This is a genomic window from Flagellimonas aequoris (assembly GCF_003584165.1).
GTDB classification, from domain to species: Bacteria; Bacteroidota; Bacteroidia; order Flavobacteriales; family Flavobacteriaceae; genus Flagellimonas; species Flagellimonas aequoris.
This window is the reverse complement of record NZ_QXFJ01000030.1, coordinates 586,596-603,955: the sequence shown is the minus strand read 5'-3', so window position 1 is coordinate 603,955 and position 17,360 is coordinate 586,596. Positions and strand designations below refer to the sequence as shown.

General features: G+C 43.8%; 21 protein-coding genes. 10 read left to right on the top strand and 11 right to left on the bottom strand.

Features of this window, described 5'->3' with window-relative positions; translation table 11 throughout:
* Positions 1–148: 148 nt before the first annotated feature.
* From D2U88_RS16255 to D2U88_RS16245, 3 genes are all read right to left on the bottom strand, one after another.
* Positions 149–865: a VIT1/CCC1 transporter family protein gene (locus D2U88_RS16255; protein WP_119641575.1), complete on the bottom strand. Its 717-nt coding sequence runs from the start codon at positions 863–865 to the stop codon at positions 149–151.
* Positions 866–964: 99 nt separating this feature from the next.
* Positions 965–1,576, bottom strand: coding sequence for a hypothetical protein (locus D2U88_RS16250; RefSeq protein WP_220473511.1), 612 nt, complete (start codon positions 1,574–1,576; stop codon positions 965–967).
* Between the two features lie 117 nt (positions 1,577–1,693).
* The gene (locus tag D2U88_RS16245) at positions 1,694–2,452 is read right to left on the bottom strand and encodes a DUF6090 family protein (protein ID WP_147378602.1); all 759 of its coding nucleotides are present in this window, start codon (positions 2,450–2,452) and stop codon (positions 1,694–1,696) included.
* A 232-nt stretch (positions 2,453–2,684) separates the two neighbouring features.
* Between D2U88_RS16245 and D2U88_RS16240 the strand changes: the two genes are divergently transcribed.
* A complete protein-coding gene (locus tag D2U88_RS16240; protein WP_119641572.1) occupies positions 2,685–3,527 on the top strand; it encodes a 1,4-dihydroxy-2-naphthoyl-CoA synthase in 843 nt (280 codons plus the stop codon).
* Positions 3,528–3,771: 244 nt separating this feature from the next.
* Here the strand turns inward: D2U88_RS16240 and D2U88_RS19590 are convergent, their stop codons facing one another.
* Both D2U88_RS19590 and D2U88_RS16235 read right to left on the bottom strand, forming a co-directional pair.
* Positions 3,772–3,945, bottom strand: coding sequence for a hypothetical protein (locus D2U88_RS19590; RefSeq protein ID WP_182859202.1), 174 nt, complete (start codon positions 3,943–3,945; stop codon positions 3,772–3,774).
* A gap of 402 nt (positions 3,946–4,347) precedes the next feature.
* Positions 4,348–5,682, bottom strand: coding sequence for a serine hydrolase domain-containing protein (locus D2U88_RS16235; protein ID WP_119641571.1), 1,335 nt, complete (start codon positions 5,680–5,682; stop codon positions 4,348–4,350).
* Positions 5,683–5,734: 52 nt separating this feature from the next.
* Between D2U88_RS16235 and D2U88_RS16230 the strand changes: the two genes are divergently transcribed.
* The 4 genes from D2U88_RS16230 to D2U88_RS16215 are packed head-to-tail and all read left to right on the top strand — an operon-like array spanning position 5,735 to position 9,177.
* Positions 5,735–6,607, top strand: coding sequence for a pirin family protein (locus D2U88_RS16230; RefSeq protein WP_119641570.1), 873 nt, complete (start codon positions 5,735–5,737; stop codon positions 6,605–6,607).
* A 41-nt stretch (positions 6,608–6,648) separates the two neighbouring features.
* Complete coding sequence (locus D2U88_RS16225; protein WP_235855808.1) at positions 6,649–7,074, top strand: 3D domain-containing protein; 426 nt, start codon at positions 6,649–6,651, stop codon at positions 7,072–7,074.
* Positions 7,071–7,727, top strand: coding sequence for a peptidoglycan recognition protein family protein (locus tag D2U88_RS16220; protein ID WP_119641569.1), 657 nt, complete (start codon positions 7,071–7,073; stop codon positions 7,725–7,727). Before D2U88_RS16225 ends, D2U88_RS16220 begins: the two co-directional genes overlap by 4 nt.
* Positions 7,728–7,731: 4 nt before the next feature.
* Positions 7,732–9,177, top strand: a complete 1,446-nt coding sequence (locus D2U88_RS16215) for a M14 family zinc carboxypeptidase (protein ID WP_119641862.1) — start codon at positions 7,732–7,734, stop codon at positions 9,175–9,177.
* On the opposite strand, the gene D2U88_RS19585 is transcribed toward D2U88_RS16215, so the two are convergent.
* The gene (locus D2U88_RS19585) at positions 9,174–9,341 is read right to left on the bottom strand and encodes a hypothetical protein (protein WP_182859200.1); all 168 of its coding nucleotides are present in this window, start codon (positions 9,339–9,341) and stop codon (positions 9,174–9,176) included. The two genes, D2U88_RS16215 and D2U88_RS19585, sit on opposite strands and share 4 nt — an antisense overlap.
* Before the next feature lie 148 nt (positions 9,342–9,489).
* On the opposite strand from D2U88_RS19585, the gene D2U88_RS16210 reads away from it, so the two are divergent.
* Complete coding sequence (locus D2U88_RS16210) at positions 9,490–10,098, top strand: 3-keto-disaccharide hydrolase (protein WP_119641861.1); 609 nt, start codon at positions 9,490–9,492, stop codon at positions 10,096–10,098.
* 52 nt (positions 10,099–10,150) lie between these two features.
* Here D2U88_RS16210 and D2U88_RS16205 read toward each other — a convergent pair whose 3' ends face one another.
* Both D2U88_RS16205 and D2U88_RS16200 read right to left on the bottom strand, forming a co-directional pair.
* Positions 10,151–11,098 carry a 3-keto-disaccharide hydrolase gene (locus D2U88_RS16205; RefSeq protein ID WP_119641568.1) on the bottom strand — a complete coding sequence of 316 codons (948 nt, stop codon included), beginning with the start codon at positions 11,096–11,098 and terminating at the stop codon, positions 10,151–10,153.
* Between the two features lie 72 nt (positions 11,099–11,170).
* On the bottom strand, positions 11,171–12,253 hold the full coding sequence (locus D2U88_RS16200; protein WP_119641567.1) for a vWA domain-containing protein: 1,083 nt from the start codon (positions 12,251–12,253) through the stop codon (positions 11,171–11,173).
* Positions 12,254–12,490: 237 nt separating this feature from the next.
* On the opposite strand from D2U88_RS16200, the gene D2U88_RS16195 reads away from it, so the two are divergent.
* Both D2U88_RS16195 and mobA read left to right on the top strand, forming a co-directional pair.
* Entirely contained in the window at positions 12,491–12,751 is a 261-nt protein-coding gene (locus tag D2U88_RS16195; RefSeq protein WP_119641566.1) for a MoaD/ThiS family protein, read from the top strand.
* Between the two features lie 41 nt (positions 12,752–12,792).
* Complete coding sequence (mobA, locus tag D2U88_RS16190) at positions 12,793–13,398, top strand: molybdenum cofactor guanylyltransferase (RefSeq protein WP_119641565.1); 606 nt, start codon at positions 12,793–12,795, stop codon at positions 13,396–13,398.
* A gap of 2 nt (positions 13,399–13,400) precedes the next feature.
* Here the strand turns inward: mobA and D2U88_RS19580 are convergent, their stop codons facing one another.
* Both D2U88_RS19580 and D2U88_RS16185 read right to left on the bottom strand, forming a co-directional pair.
* Entirely contained in the window at positions 13,401–13,544 is a 144-nt protein-coding gene (locus D2U88_RS19580; protein ID WP_182859199.1) for a hypothetical protein, read from the bottom strand.
* A gap of 58 nt (positions 13,545–13,602) precedes the next feature.
* Positions 13,603–14,241 (bottom strand): GntR family transcriptional regulator, encoded by a 639-nt coding sequence (locus D2U88_RS16185; RefSeq protein ID WP_119641564.1) that lies wholly within the window; start codon positions 14,239–14,241, stop codon positions 13,603–13,605.
* A gap of 86 nt (positions 14,242–14,327) precedes the next feature.
* Between D2U88_RS16185 and D2U88_RS16180 the strand changes: the two genes are divergently transcribed.
* Positions 14,328–15,914, top strand: a complete 1,587-nt coding sequence (locus D2U88_RS16180) for a trehalase family glycosidase (RefSeq protein ID WP_235855806.1) — start codon at positions 14,328–14,330, stop codon at positions 15,912–15,914.
* Between the two features lie 2 nt (positions 15,915–15,916).
* Here D2U88_RS16180 and D2U88_RS16175 read toward each other — a convergent pair whose 3' ends face one another.
* Positions 15,917–16,387 carry a hypothetical protein gene (locus tag D2U88_RS16175; protein ID WP_119641563.1) on the bottom strand — a complete coding sequence of 157 codons (471 nt, stop codon included), beginning with the start codon at positions 16,385–16,387 and terminating at the stop codon, positions 15,917–15,919.
* A 150-nt stretch (positions 16,388–16,537) separates the two neighbouring features.
* Here D2U88_RS16175 and D2U88_RS16170 point away from each other — a divergent pair, with 150 nt between their 5' ends.
* The gene (locus tag D2U88_RS16170) at positions 16,538–17,326 is read left to right on the top strand and encodes a hypothetical protein (RefSeq protein WP_147378601.1); all 789 of its coding nucleotides are present in this window, start codon (positions 16,538–16,540) and stop codon (positions 17,324–17,326) included.
* The last annotated feature ends 34 nt before the right edge of the window (positions 17,327–17,360 follow it).

Genomic DNA, 17,360 nt, shown 5'->3' with positions numbered 1-17,360 from the left:
CTTGCCAAAAATCAGTTTTAGCAATAAAAAGCCCAGAAAAAATCCAACAATAAAAATGAGTGTGGTATTCATGATTGATGATGTTTAGATTTTAAAAATAATGATAATTCTTAAAAACCAATATGTTACACGGAACAATCTCCCTTATTTAGGCGAGATTTACATGGAACAAATAGCCCACGAATGCCGTAAGTCCCATGGCAACGGTTCCCCAAAAACTTATCCGGAGTATGGCCTTCATTATGTTTGAACCCCCTGTTTTGGCTGCGACCACACCCAATAATATCAAGAACAAAAGCGCAAAACCATAAAGGGAATATTCCATGGCCGGCAAAGGTGCCAATATAGTGACCAGAAGCGGAAGAAAACCACCCAGACTAAAAGCTGCGCCAGATGCCAAGGCTGCCTGTATCGGTTTGGCATGACTGATCTCATTCAGGCCCAATTCATCCCGAACATGTGCTCCCAAGGCATCTTTCTCGGTCAATTCCTTAGCCACCAAAAGTGCGGTTTCCTTTTTCAAACCACGGCTTTCATAAATTTGGGTCAATCGTTGCAATTCAATCTCGGGCATATCTTCCAGTTCCTGCTTTTCCCTTTCAATATCGGCATGTTCAATATCGGTCTGGGAACTTACCGAAACATATTCCCCAGCTGCCATGGACAGGGCGCCCGCGACCAAACCTGCCACAGTGGCCAAAATGATAGGAGGTCTACCATCACTGGCGGTGGCCACCCCAATAGCAAGACTCGCAGTGGACAAAATACCATCATTGGCACCAAGCACGGCGGCTCTGAGCCAATTACTTCTGTTAATGTAATGGGGAGCGAGATATGCTTCCAGTTCTTCCTTATGGTCTGGCATGGCTATACTTTTTAATCTGCGGTAACTAAGTTCGAAGATCGGTGCAACAAAAACAACAGCCTAAAAAAATAAAGATGTGTTGAATTTCTTAGCGTGATATTATTTAGGGAAGATTCCCGATCTATCTTGCTTTCCAATGGCTCCCTTTGCCCTGTAAAACTGCAATGAATCCCCTTTAGGGGAACGAATTAGTGTGTTCGCTTCCCAACTGTACCCAAAACCGCCACCTGTGCTGCTCATCATGGACCAATGCATTTGATAGTAGGGAAACATTCCCTCTTTTTCTTGATGATATGCCTGAAAATCCTTTGGGATTTCGATGCGGTATTGTACGGTGCGATATTCTTCGAACATTTCCTTGCCCAACACTTTCCCAACAACAAAGAGCTTATCAGTGTCTAAATTTCTCAAAATGAACTGGTCGGAAGAATCAATCTGGAATCCATATTCCGAACGGTAGAGTGTACAATAAAGTTTGTCTATATCGACGCTTCTGACCAAACCCAGTTTGTAGCTGCCCCTCTTGAATTGTGGCTCAAATTCCATAGCATATTTGGATACGCTGATCCTGATTTCCCTAAAGGGAATCTTGTCGGTTTTGATCAAAAAATACCTGTCCGGGTTAATTTTACGCGAAAGCACCAAATAGAAAAGCAGGCCCAAAACCATTATAATCCCAAAAGCAATCCACATTTTTTTGAAGCGTGACATTTGGGAAAGATACTTCTAAATATTGCGCAGTTTTAAATGCAATTGATGGATAGTAACCATGATCTTGTGGATGGCAGCAATTAGAATACCTTCAGATTAAAATGGAAGCATTCCAGGTCATTCTATTTGTTGTTTAATTTTTCTTATCAAAATTTCAGTTTGCTTTTCCATGGGTTCATAAAAAGCCCTGTTCAGATTAATGGAAGCAACGATAAAGAGAAAAAGATTGCTCTCGAATTCGGGGTTGGTCAAGAAATTGAAATCATTGTTCGGGAATCTGCTTGGGGTGGCATCGAGGAGAGCATCATCAATGATGTCCAAATGCCTCCTAAAATTGGCATACTTGATAAAATATTCCTGACTAATGTCCCTTCTTTCCACCACGTATTTCTCTTGATTGTGAACCAGTTCCAATTGTGAAAGCCACTCGGAGATGGACTTTCTCAAATCCTGATCCGTAATCAAGGACAATTTCCCTGAATTGTTGATTTCATTCATGGTCCCTAGATTCGGGACAAATCTCGGTTCAAATTTAAATGCGCCGACCATGTGCATGGATAGGTCCTTTTCATTTAATGTTGGCAATGATGGTCCTGTAAAATCTCCAATTTTAATGGCAGTTTCATAAATTCTTTGATTAGCCAAACGGGTACTGTCCAAAATTTTTAGGTTTGATTCGAACTCCTCCAAAAGGGCCTTCAACAATTGATGCTCAATTGCTTTGTTTTTCTTGATATCGTTCCAATTGTTGATCTGAAGGGCGATCAAAATCCCGATGACCACAAGAACAATTTCGCCGATGGCATATTTCAGATACTTTCCTGTCTTGTTTTCAAAAAGCAGATTCTGCCTTATTCTTCTGAAGAATTTTATCATGGTTGTAAGGTTGGTCAACAAGTACCTCATTACTAAGGACTCTTTTGAGGTTTGACTTGTATATCTCTAAGTTCGTCGAAAAAATCACTTGTCAACAGACATACACCATCACCTTTTCAACCTATTTTTCAACAATATCAATTTCTGTATCAATCCGTTACCTTTTACTCATAATACAAAAACTCTATGATACAGATTTTCCGTTATTTTGTAGTCCAACAATACAATACCTATGGAATCACCCAACTGGCAGACCGCCATGGAATTTGAGGATATCACTTATAAAAAATGTAACGGGGTTGCCCGCATCGCCTTTAACCGTCCTGATGTGCGCAATGCGTTTCGACCTAAAACCACCAGCGAACTGTATAAAGCTTTTTATGATGCGCAGGAAGACACATCCATTGGTGTGGTGTTACTCTCCGGGGAAGGCCCTTCCTCCAAAGATGGCAAATGGGCGTTCTGCAGTGGAGGGGACCAAAAGGCTCGTGGTCATAAGGGCTATGTAGGTGAGGATGGTTATCATCGATTAAATATTTTGGAGGTGCAACGTCTTATCCGTTTTATGCCCAAAGTAGTGATTGCCGTGGTTCCCGGTTGGGCTGTTGGGGGAGGGCACAGTCTGCATGTGGTCTGTGATATGACGTTGGCCAGTAAGGAACATGCCATTTTTAAACAGACCGATGCCGATGTCACCAGTTTTGATGGGGGATATGGATCGGCATACCTCGCCAAAATGGTGGGACAGAAAAAGGCCCGTGAAATCTTCTTTTTAGGACGAAACTACTCCGCACAGGAAGCGTTTGACATGGGCATGGTAAATGCCGTGATACCCCACGATGAATTGGAGGATACCGCTTACCAATGGGCCCAGGAAATATTAGCCAAGTCACCAACTTCCATCAAAATGCTGAAATTTGCCATGAACCTCACCGACGATGGCATGGTGGGTCAGCAGGTGTTTGCAGGGGAAGCTACCCGTTTGGCCTACATGACGGACGAAGCCATTGAAGGTAGGAATGCATTTTTGGAAAAGCGCAAGCCTGATTTTGGTAAGGACAAGTGGATTCCGTAGTACAATTTCCAATGAGCAGTGGTCAGCAATCAATTAAAAGTAATAATTGTACATTGTTTATTGTCAACTGCTTATTGAATAAAGATTCTTCACTTCGCTCAGAATGACAGCGGTAATAATCGATGTCATTCGCGAAATTCGTGTCCAACAGAAAGGTATAAAACCAAAAAGAGCCCTGCCACTTGGGTCAAGACTCTTTTACGAGAACACTATATGAAAATGAAAAAATTACTTTCTTAATTAATTACATGGTAAAAGTAGTTTGCGTGTTCCCGTAAATGAAATTATTGTTGTGAAGTAACCGGTAGTTGTGGTAATCCCATGCTTTTGTGAAATCCACCCCTCTTTTTCCCATAAAATCCATCCTTAAGAGGTTCTTCACATCGCTCAGAATGACAGCGGTAATAATTGGTGTCATTCGTGAAATTCGTGTCCAACAGAAATGTACTGTGGAAGGATGGGATTCTTCCTTTCACTCAGAATGACCAGAAGTATCCATGATTAATGTCATTCGTGAAATTCGTGTCCAACAGAAATGTACTGTGGAAGGATGGGATTCTTCCCTTCACTCAGAATGACCAGAAGTATCAATAATTGCTGTCATTCGTGAAATTCGTGTCCAACAGAAACGTATAAAACCAAAAAGAGCCTTGCCACTTGGGTCAAGACTCTTTTACGAGAACACTATATGAAAATGAAAAAATTACTTTTCTAATTAATTACATGGTAAATGTACCACCAGTGTTCCCGTAAATGAAATTATTGTTGTGAAGTGTCCCTTTGTTGTGGTTTGGTCCCAATTTTAAGGTATCTACTCGATTTACGGTAGCGCTTTTACGATGTTCGACAATACACTGTTCACATCAAAATCGGGTTCTTCGGCCAATCCGGTACGTACCACCACCAAATCCTTGGACGGAATCATGAACACATATTGTCCTTGATAACCATTACAGGAAAACAGATCTTTGGGTACATCGGGATACTTACCTTCGGCATTGAGCCAAAAATGGGCCCCATAGGTACCATCGGAATGAACTGTGGGAGTGGTGATGTAATCCACCCATTCAGGATCAAAGAGTTGTTCCCCTTTCCAGTTTCCCTTGTTTAGGTACAATTGTCCAAAACGGGCCCAGTCTCGGGTACTGGCCCAAGCATAAGAAGAACCTACATAGTTGCCGGCGATATCAGCCTCCAAAACCATGGAGTACATGCCGATTTTATCGACCAATGCAGCGTAGGGGAAGTCCAAATATTCCTGATGGCTTCTGAACTGTTGCCGAAGAATTCCTGACAATAGGTTGGTGGTCCCGGAGGAATAGTTCCAAATTTCAGTAGGTTTTGCAATGGCTTCTTTTCCTTTCTGGGCCACGGTCATGTCGCTATCCAAAAAAAGCATCCGGGTGACATCCGAGATACCCGAATAATCTTCATCCCAAGCAAGCCCACTTTGCATACGGAGCAGATGGTTCAACGTGATGTCCTTCCGTTCATCATCTTTCCATTCCGCAATGGGTGCGGGCCAATCCACATTCAATTTACCTTGATGCTGTAAAACCCCAAAACAGGTGGCCAGGACACTCTTGGTCATCGACCATCCTAATATAGGGGTGTTCTGGTCAAATCCATCCACATATTTCTCCGCTAAAATCTGCCCTTTATACAATATCAAAAAGGTTCGGGTCTTTTGGGTTTCCGGATTGGCAAACGCTATGGCAAGGGCTTTGTTGATCTGATCCATGTCCACATCTGGAAAAATGGAATCCAACGGAGCTGCCTGACCATAGGGATAAGGAATGGTATCCGAAGGTTGATTGCGTTGAGGTCGGATGGTAAGTTTGGAAGGGTCATATTCATCATTGATGAGCACGGCACCCAAACCATCCCGGTACACTGCTGTTCTTTTCATCAACCCATACACGGTGGAAGATGCGGATTGTTCACTTTCATCCACTTCGGTAACGGCCAGTTCCACCAAAGGGACATTGTTGTCGATTTGGTTCATGGAGGCTGCTGACCGATGGGCCACAAAAACTCCGGAGGCCACATTTTTGGCCGCATAGCCAGAAATAATGTTCAATTTGGGGTAATTCAGGTAGACTACCACTCCTATGACGATGACAAGGAGTAGTAAAACACGCTTAAGTAGTTTCATGGTTATGGTATGTATTTGTAACTTTCTGCTTTTAAAGATAAGCATTTAGCCCATGTCAAACATCGGATTGATCATAGAGGAACGAAGCAGGGATATTGGCGATTTTTTAGTCGGCCGCCTTATCCCGTTCCGTAAAAAAAGAATGATAGGCCCTTTCATTTTTATCGATCATATGGGGCCAACCCAATTAGGGCCTTCCAAATACATGGATGTAGACCAACACCCCCATACGGGACTTTCTACCTTGACCTTTATGTTGGAAGGTGAAATCATCCATGAAGATAGTTTGGGTACCCACCAAAGAATCAGTCCCGGTTCGGTCAATTGGATGACCGCAGGAAAAGGGGTTACCCATTCCGAGCGCACCCCGAAAGACCTACGCAACGGAAAAGTTTTTACAGCCCATGGGTATCAGATTTGGGTAGCATTGCCCAAAGCACTCGAGGATATGGACCCCGAATTTCACCATATTGACGGAAAAGACCTTCCTCAATGGGAAGATGGCAATACCCAGTTCAAACTGGTGGCAGGGGAGGGATACGGGAAAAAGTCACCCGTACCGGTTCATTCCTCGTTATTCATAGTAGAAGTTATCAATCAGGAAGCTTATGCCCTCAATGTAAATGGAATGTTGAAGGGGGAAATCGGCATCTGTATCGTGGAAGGCGGTATTGAAGCCTGCGGGGAAACGGTGGAAAAGGGAAATATATTGGTCTCCAAAGTGGAGGATACCTGCAACATCAATTTGAAACCCAATACCCATTTATTGTTGTTCGGAGGTGAGCCGTTTCCTGAGGAACGTTATATTTATTGGAATTTTGTTTCCTCGGACCAAGAGAAACTGGAATGGGCCAAAAAAGCATGGGCCGAAAAATTATTCCCCATGATGGAAAATGACCAAACCTATGTACCCTTACCGGGTTAAATAAATGAATGTATGTTGTTAAGGTCAAATCGATACCTGTATTGAAGAAACTACTACTCATTATTGTTTTTTTGGCATCTTGCTCTAAAAAAGAGGAAGTCAAACCTACCAAAAAATATGATTGGATAGGGCATGAGGTCACGGCCTCGGCCTACAATTCGGTGCATTGGCAAACGGATAGCATCAGTCCTTCCATAGCAGCATGGGGAGACACCCTTAAACCGGGCATGAAAAGCATAGCGGTTTCCCGGGACCTGATAAAATTGGGATTGGCACACAATACCATGGTGAAAATCGATACCTTTCCGGATACTTTCTATGTTTTGGACAAGATGCACTACAAATGGCGCAATCGGATAGACATTTACATGGGGAAAGATATTAAAAAGGCCAGGGAATGGGGCAGAAAAAAAATCATGATCTGTTATGCCGTTCCCTTGGATACCACATTAAGTACTATTGAATGAAAAAGTTTGGAATTATTGCAATACTGGCCTTTATGATGGCCTGCTCCACCCAAAAAAAGATTGTGGACATCCCCATCATCTTTGATGATCAGCGTATAGAGCTGACCAAGGAATATATGGCCCAACGCTATGGTCTTGAAAATGACTCTACACAGATTATTCCTAAAATGGTCGTACTCCACTGGACGTCCATCCCATCTTTAAAAAAATCTTTTGCGGCCTTTAACCGATCCACCCTGCCCAATTGGAGGCCTGATTTGGTAAACGTAAGTGGACTCAATGTATCTTCCCATTTTTTGGTGGACCAGGACGGGACCATTTACCGCTTGATGCCCGAAACCACTATGGCCCGCCACACCATCGGTTTGAACCATTGTGCCATTGGCATCGAAAACGTAGGGGGAACCGAAGGACTTCCATTGACCAAGAAGCAATTGAAGGCCAATATTTTTCTGGTCAAATATTTGGCGTCAAAATATGATATCGAATATGTCATCGGCCATCAAGAATACACTTTATTCGAAGGACACCCTCTTTGGCTGGAGGTGGACGATGGATACCGGACTACCAAAACAGATCCAGGGATGGATTTCGTGGAAAAAGTCCGCAGAGCGACCAAAAAATTGAATTTTAAACCCGTTCCAACAAAATAACATGATGATCAAGAAACTTTTGCCTTTGGCAATTTCATTATTGTCCCTTACCATCACGGCCCAAGATGCCCTAACTTCCAAATTGTATGAAACCTATGAAAAGTACAAGGAGCCTTCTTTGGAGAAAAGGCGTATCAAACATAACGACCTAAAGCCTCTGATTGAACAACTGAAGTCCAATCCTAAATTTGAGGTGCAAAAGGTGGGCGAATCTATTGAAGGTCGTGACCTGAATTTGATCAGTATTGGTTCGGGTAGCGAGAATATTTTTCTTTGGTCACAGATGCATGGGGATGAGCCAACGGCGACCCAAGCCATTTTTGATATTTTCCACTTTTTGGACTCCCCGGATTTCAAGGAGGAGAAAGAAGTCATCCTTTCTAAATTAAAACTACACTTTTTGCCCATGTTGAATCCTGATGGGGCAGAGGTGTTCCAACGAAGGAATGCCTTGGGTGTAGACATCAATAGGGATGCGCTGAGATTGCAATCTCCTGAAGGACAGACCTTAAAGAGACTTCGCGACAGCTTGGATGCTTCCTTTGGTTTCAACTTACACGACCAAAGTAGATACTACAATGCGGAACGCACCGAGAAACCTGCTACCATTTCGTATTTGGCTACCGCCTTCAATTACGAAAAGGATATTAACGACGTTAGGGCAAAGGCCATGAAAGTCATTGTTTTCATGAACAAAATCATCCAAAATTATGCTCCCGGTCAAGTGGGTCGCTATAGTGATGATTTTGAACCGCGTGCTTTTGGGGACAATATCGCCAAATGGGGGACAAGTCTTATTTTGATTGAATCCGGAGGATATCCCGATGATCGTGAAAAGCAGGAAATACGAAAATTGAACTACGTTTCCATCCTGTCTGCACTTTATACGATTGCCACAAAAAGTTATGAGAACATTCCAACGGAGGATTATGAGAAAATACCAAAGAACGACCGCATGTTGTTCGACCTAAAGATTACCAATGCCACCTATGGGCTTTTGGGCAAGGATTATATCCTGGACTTGGGCATCATGCAATATGAAATAGACAAAAAAGGTCATAATGATTTTTACTACCGAAGTTCGGTAAGCGACCAGGGAGATTTGAGCACTTATTACGCATACGAGACCTTTGATGCAACTGGATACAAAATCATACCACCAAAGGTGGTGTCCATGGAAACTGCTTCAAGTCCTTTGGAGCTTTTGCGTCAAGGCATTGCCTATGTTAAGGGCAAATTGCCTGAAGAAGGGGCCTATGTAGAGATGCCTCTATTCAAAGTCAGTGAAGCTTTTGAGCTAGGAGATTTTAATCTGCAGCCCGGAGTGAACCCAACCTTCTTTTTGGAAAAAAACGGAAAGTTGACCCATGCCGTGATCAACGGTTTCCTAATCGACCTGAATAAACCTTTAGAGAATCAAGAAACCGGAAACGGACTCATTTATCGTTAATAGCCATAATGAAAGGTCAAGTCGGAACCATGGCTCAACAAAAGGGCCAACATGATCAACAAAATGCCAACGATAACCCCGAATAGAATCAGTACGGCACTTTTATAACCATAAGAAAGAGGTCCAATGGCACTGTTTTGAATAATTTCCTTTACCACATCCATAGCGAATCTTTTTGAGGTTGAACTTCAGTTATTGGTAGGATGTCAGTAGTTGTTTGTATAAGTAAAACAACTATTGGGCCAAAAACCCTATTTTTTTGACCGTTTTGGAAGAGAATTGTATATCTTTCTTTATCAAATTGACTACACAATGAAGAAACTTATTGTATTTGCTTTTTTATCCGTTTTGGTAACTAAAACGGTATCGGCCCAAGAAACCACAGATCTTTTCAATGGAAAGGATTTGACCGGATGGGTAGTTCATGGGGAAGAAAAATGGTATGTTGAAAACGGTGAGCTTATCTGTGAGAGCGGACCCAAAGCCGAGTACGGGTATTTGTCCACCAAGGATTTTTACAAGAATTTTGAGTTGACCCTTGAATTCAAGCAGGAAGCCAATGGAAATAGCGGGGTTTTCATCCGTTCCACCTTTGAAGGCAACATCGTTAGCGGTTGGCAAGTTGAGGTTGCCCCACCGGGATTACATACAGGGGGTATTTATGAATCCTATGGCCGTGGCTGGTTGATCCTGCCTGAACCTGAAAAGGAAAAAGTGCTTAAAATGGGAGAGTGGAACACCATGAAGATTCGGGTGAACGGACCTGACGTAATCACTTGGCTCAATGGAGTTGAAATGGTACACCTTACCGATGAGAAAATTGGGGAAGGTGTAGGTGCCATTGCCCTTCAGATACATGACGGTGGCGGCATCAAGGTAAAATGGAGAAACATTAAGATCAAACCTGCCGAGGTGCAGTAAAAATAAAAGCCCGATTTTATCGGGCTTTTTTATGCTTGTTTGTTGTTGTAAACTATTCTTTACGTGGGGTCACCACAAAGCTTCTGTATTCAATGGGACCGTGATCCCCCTGGATCATAAATGGCCCCGGTTCACCTTCTTTGCTATCTATGGCCCCTCCAGTAATACCCGGAATGGTTGCATCGCAAATCACTGTTTTACCATTAAGGGTTACGGTTACCCTTCTCCCGATCAAGGTAATGTCATACGTCTGCCATTCACCAGCTGGTTTGGAGGCATTCTCATTGGGCTCCAAAAATCCGTAAACCCCACCGAGGTAAATATCCATTGGTTCCAGGCCTTCACTATCCACAATCTGCACCTCATAACGACCACGAAGGTAGATACCACTGTTGCTTCCCTGTGGGTAGCGGAACTCCACATGCAATTTAAAATCCTTGAACTTTTGATCGGTAACCAAGTTGGATCCAGACTCTGGACTGGTCAACACGCCATCATTGATCACCCATTGGTTCTTTTCTCCATCCACATGCCAACCGGTCAAATCCTTTCCATTAAAAACATTGATGGGCTTGTCCCATTTGGGGTTTTCGGTATAGGCCAATTCAGGTGCCTTCACACCGGTCCAATGCATAACGGAGCCATCGGTGAAGATCATGGTACCTTTCAGTTTGCCATCGGTCAGTTCACCATGAAAGATCATGTCACTTCCCTTGGGCTCCCATTGGTTGGGAATGCTAAAAGTGAATTTATTATCGCCGTATGTCTTCACTTCTGAAATGGGCCTGGCACTACCAAAGGCGAATACAAAGCGACCCAATAATGTTGCCGTACCGGAATGTCTGATTTCCAGCCACGATGGGGAGGTTTTGCCCATAAAGTCCATTTCCAAGTCCCATCTTCCTTCCAAAGGACTGATATGCTGTGCATAGGTATTGAATGCGGCCCCAAAAATGAAGCACAAAAAGAGAATGCGAAAAGATTTTTTTCGGAATGTCATGTTTGTTCAGTTTTATTGAAGTCCAAGATAAGGATTTATCCAAAAAACATCCCTGCATTTACGTATTCAATTTTACTCACATCCGCCCGTAAAACCTTTGGCGTTGAATTTGGTCTGTACAGCACCCTTAAGACCACCATGGCTCAACCGAATGACCAGATTGCTCTCGCCACTGCCATCGCGTTTGGGTGTGCAATACTCGAACAGGTAAAAACTGTTGGCCTGCTCGGCAACCCGTTCCGAAATTTCATTGAAGGTGAGCTCCAATTCTTCCTTATTGGCCGCAAAGACACTGGCCGTCTTACCGATTTCGGACAATACTTCGGTATCTATTTCCGCCCCAAGTCCGATGGTGAAATAAGAAATGTTCCTACTGGCTTCATCCACGGCCTTCAGCGCATCGGATTCTTTGTAACGGCTTGCCTGATCGGTACCATCCGTAAATAGGACCACGGAAGAGGCACCGATTGCGTTGGAGTTGGCCTTCAACAAATCTTCAGCTATTTTGGTGGATTTGATCACCGCGCCATACAGATCTGTACTGGGGTCGTTGCTGATATCCGCCGTAATCCCGTCCACGGCAGCCGTTAGCTCGGTAGCCGAAGAGGATAGGGCGTTGAGCAAATGCAGTTCGTCCTCTCCATCAAACCAATAAATGGCCATTTTAAACGATGGGGTTTCCGGGGAGGGCATTACGTTGTTGATGAAACTGGTGGAAGCTGCCTTCAATTCATCCAAACTGCTTTCCAGAACACTGTTGCTCAAATCCAACACCAATAAGGTATTGTTATTGAACACCTGTGAATTTGGTGAAATCCTTGCTTGGGATTCGGAAGGGGATATCAAATTAAAGCAATCGTCATTCCTTCCTTGTTCATAAATGGTGAACTCATCAGCAGTGAGACCCGAAATGGGATTCCCCAAAAGATCGGAAACCTTAAAAAGAATGGAGACCTTTCCGGGTAGGGTAGTGAATTCGTCCTGTATGGAGAGTAACAACTCATTTTCACCAAAACCAAGGCAATCATCCGGTTCTTCACCAAGCCCCAATTCGCTGTTGTTGATGTCGAAACGGACATCATCATCCGAATTGCCACACGAGAAAATAACAAGGGTCAAAGAAACTAGGAAGAAATATCGAAATACGTTTTTCATTTTCAAAAAAAGTTAAGGTTCTGCATGCAAAACGCACAAATTGCCCGAAAAGTATTTTGGGCCGCTGGAATTGATTTAAAGAAAAGTTAAAAAAATACGGTCGTTGTTAAAATAGTAACCGTCTGTGCAATTTTTAATAATTTCACCCGCCAAGGGGATGCGTTCCCTGTCCAAACTACATACCAACCTAGCTGACCAAAATCAAAGACAGACTTTTATTTTAATTAGGTTGATATTATGACGATACTTTTGTACGGAACCGCCAAAGAAATCGTGGGCAGCCCCACGTTGTCCGTTCCCACATCCAGCATAACCGGAAAGAAATTACCCAATACCGTTGGGGAATTGAAGGCTTTTTTGGCCAATACCTATCCTGAACTTAAAAAACTGACCGCAATGGCCGTGGCCGTGAACCACAATTATGCGAAGGACCACGAAATCATCAACTCCTACGATGAGGTGGCCTTGATTCCTCCTCCGGAGCGGGTATGGATGTAATCCTTTCGTAATAATCGGCTTCCTGTACTTATCTTTAAGGAATGGGAGCACAGGTTCCAAATACTTTATACGGCTTGGTCCTTGATGGGGGCAAAAGTTCCCGCATGGGTTTCGAGAAAGGTCAGATCATGTACCATGGCCAACCGCAACGGGATTATGTGATGCAACTTTTGGAGCAGGTTTGCGATGCGGTTTTTCTCGGTATCCGCAAAGCACAGGTCTTGGAAGCAAGGAATTTTTCTGTCATTGAGGATGAGGATCAATACCAGGGACCCCTCAACAGTATTTTAAGTGCCCACCATCAATACCCGAATGTAGCTTGGCTGGTACTTGCCTGTGATCTTCCCTTCGTGGACCTTTCGGCCCTTGAAAAATTGGTCAATGAAAGGGATACGAGCAAAATCGCCACGGCATATGCCCACCATAACGGACACGTTCCGGAACCCTTGTTCGCCATTTGGGAACCGATGAGCCTTGAATCGGTAAAAGCATATGTAAAAAGAACCCAGAAAAGTTCCCCACGCGATTTTTTAATGGAATCGGATATCAAATTGGTCCATCCAGAAGATGACATCATCTTGTACAATGCCAACAACCAGACCGATTTTGAATGGGTCAAGCAAAAGTTAAACTCAAAAGGGGAGTAGGCTTATTTTTTGGTCATGGTCTTTTTGGAATCCAAGTCCAAAACTTCCAAATCTTGGAAAATACCACAGGAAACTTGTTTTTTGACCAACGATTGGGATTTTTTGCGTTTCGAAAGGGCTTCGATTTCCTTGTTCAAGAATTGCATGGCAAAGTATTTTAACCGAAAACGAAATTACACTTATTTTATTTTGATTGTCAACAGATTAACCTTTTTTAACGTCCATTTGGGCCTCCATTAACTCCAAGATGGCCATCCAGTTCATTTTTAAGATCAGTGCGGCGGTGGGAACATTGTCTTCCTCAATTGCTTCAACAATAGACCGCGTCTGACGTACCAAATTTTGAATAAAATAAGGTTCTTTGATTAGGTGATGCTCGTAAAATGATAGTCGGAGCTTAAGATCTTCCAAAACCTGCAGCAATACCATATTTTGGCAACCTTGCACCAATAAGCTATGGAATTGTAGATGTAATTGGAGTCCATCCTCAGGATTCGTGGTGTCTTCCATGGTCTGCTGAACCTTTTTTAGGATTTCCACGGTTTCCTTTTTGAATGGTGACGCTTCCAAGGCCATGACCTCCAATTGGGCAATGGTTCCAATGATATCCTTGGCTTCTTCCTTGCTTAACGAGGCCACTACAAAACCGCGGTTGGGTATCGCCTTGATGACCCTGGCATGTTCCAATTGGCTCAAAGCTTCTCGAATAGGGGTAACGCTGATTCCTGTGGCCCGTGAAAGGGCCGCCAAATTGATGGTCTTGCCAATCCCCAGGCGTCCTTCCCGTATTTGAAGAAGAAGATGTTCCTTGATCTTGTCCCTGAGTGCTGAATTATTGGCCATGCCCTTAAATTACAAATCGTATACGATTTAACGGAATCAAATTGCCGTTATTATCCTATATTTAAACATAGTTTAATACCAATGCAATGAAAAAATGGTTATTCGGCACCCTGATTGTAGTCTTCTTCATAAGTTGCAAGACAGATGCCCCGATCAAGACCGAGCCGGTCAGCTTTTATGATACCCAACTGTTTAAGGACGTGCAGATGTCCGCCATTTTTGAAGACTCCAAAACCTTTGTGGACCTGGTACCCAAAAAGGATATAGCAGCACTTGAAGAAGAATACCTTCAAAACAAAGATAATCAAGGATTTAGCCTTAAGGATTTTGTACTGGAAAACTTTGAGGACAAGTCCATGAGGGGGCTTCAATTTGAACTGGATACCACCCAAAACATGTACACCCACATTTCGCATATGTGGGACAAGCTGAAAAGAAGTCCGGACAGTGTCATCTCCCATTCCACCCGAATTGCTTTGCCCTATAACTACATTGTTCCCGGTGGACGTTTTCAGGAAATCTATTATTGGGACAGTTACTTCACCATGGAAGGACTATTGGTGGACGAACAGCAGGAAGTGGCCCAAAGCATGGTGGACAATTTTGCTTTTTTGATCGATTCCATAGGATTTATACCAAACGGTACGAGGGATTACTATAAAACCCGTTCCCAACCGCCTTATTTTGCGTTAATGGTCGATGCCATTGCGAGAAAGGACCAACAACTCCTTGTAAAATACCTTCCGGAAATGACCAAGGAATACAACTATTGGATGGAAGGCGCAAGGGCAGGGGACAGCATTGACCCAGAAAAAAGGGTAGTCAACCTGAACGGTGGCATCACCCTTAACCGTTATTGGGATGCCGGCAACACGCCAAGACCGGAATCCTACAAAGAGGATTTTTTACTGGCCAGTTCCTTGCCATCAGATTCGTTGAAACAATTATTGTACAAAAACCTTCGGTCCGCTGCGGCATCGGGGTGGGATTTTAGCTCCCGTTGGTTTGGCGAGGAAGGAGGGCTCGGCTCTACCGAAATCCTTTCCATCTTGCCCGTGGATTTAAACTCCCTGCTTTATTTCATGGAAAAGACCCTGGCCAAGGCCAATGGATTGAAAGGGGATAAATCCGCCCAAAATCATTTTCAAGAGCTTGCTGAAACCAGAAAAAAAGCAATTCAGGAATATTTCTGGAACGCGGAAGATGGCTATTTCCACGATTTCAATTTTGAGAAAGGAGCCATGACTCCTTCGCCAACTTTGGCAGGAGTGTCCCCCTTGTTTTTTGGTATTGCCACGGATGAACAGGCAGAAAACGTGAAAGATGTGCTCATGTCCACTTTTTTAAAGGATGGGGGATTGGTCACTACGCTGGACCACTCCGGTCAGCAATGGGATGCCCCAAATGGCTGGGCACCGTTACAATGGTTGGCTGTTAACGGACTGTTGAACTACGGTTATGTGGACGAGGCCAAGGAAATCATGACAAGGTGGCTCACCTTAAACGAAAAGGTGTATGCCAATACCGGAAAAATGATGGAAAAATACAATGTGGAAGACCTTTCCCTACTTTCGGGAGGAGGGGAGTACCCCACACAGGATGGTTTCGGTTGGACCAATGGCGTGGCCCTTGGGTTCAAACAACTATTGGAAGACCTCGGACGTCCAAATTAAAACTATTGTCTTTTAACATAGACGTAGGATTTGATCCCCGGCAGATCTTCCCCTTCAGTTTTGGTGATGCGGTCATTGCTAAACTGTAGAGTGCCCAGTAGGGTACTTCCCTGAAACGCTATTTGCACCCCGTCACTGGCCCAGGCACCGGTGCCCAAACTGCTTCCTTCACAATCGACATAATATTGGTTGTTGGTAATGCTGGTCACCGTAAAATTGGTCTGTTCAAACTGCCAGGTCATGTTTTCACGGATGATCAACGTACCCGAAATGCAATCGGCCTCATCCATCAAATTGGTAGAGGAGGACCCATCTCCATCCACATCCACAGCGGCACTTACATTTACTTCTTGCAAATCGTATGTTCCATAAATATCCACCTCCGTAGTTGTTGAACCACCGTCGTCATCACTACAGGAAAGAAAAAGGGAAATGAAAACTGTGAGCAGGAAGAAAATTTTATGGGCCTTCATGGGGAAATCGATTTTAAATGATTGGGAAAGATACCACTATTCGCCGAAAATTGGATTGAGGGGCACGGCATTTTATCGATCTATGGATTCTGGGCACACTAAACCCGCCCAACCTCCGTTTAACCACCATACACACTTAACTGAAGTAACATGAACAGACTTACACAAAAATTTTATGCTGTCGCCCTTTTGGGAATGGCCCTTTTGGGTTTTCAATCCTGTAGCGAAGATGGCATGCCAAGCGAAGACGAAAAACTGTCCCAAGCAGAACTACAGACCATTTTGACCACCGATGAGGTGGCCGGGGTTGCCGATAACGCCTTGGCAGAAATTTATGCCGGAAGTACCGCAAAGATATCCACAGCAAAGATCAGTGATTGCTATACCGCTGAATTCACCGAAACCGGTTTTGTGGCCACTTTTAACAATTGTGTGCTCAATGGTACCGACAATATCAACGGAACCGTGACGGTAACCTACGAAGCCGGAACGGAAACTGCATCGTTCACCGCTACTTATGTGGACTTTTATGTGGGCACCATCAAAATAAACGGTACCCGTACCTATGTAGTGAATACCAGTGTGGAGCAGTCCACCGTTTCCTTTACCGTGACCAGCGACATGTCCATCGAAATGGAAGATGGCAGCGTGATCAGCGAAGCGGGTGAAAAAACATTTGGTATCACCTTTGGTGAAGACCTTGCGAGCACCGTGTTCAGCTTGTCCGGTCACTGGACCGTGGAAGCCGATGGCAATGTATATGCTGTGGAAACCTTGGAAGACCTTCAAGGCAGTGCCGCCTGTGACTATTTGACCTCAGGGGTGATGGTGGTCTCCAAAAACGGACTGGCCGTAACCATTGATTTTGGCGACGGGGAGTGCGATGATGTAGCCACATTGATCTATCCTAACGGAGCGAGCGAAGAAATATCCTTATAATCATTTTTGGAAAGATATGAAAAAGGCACCGAGT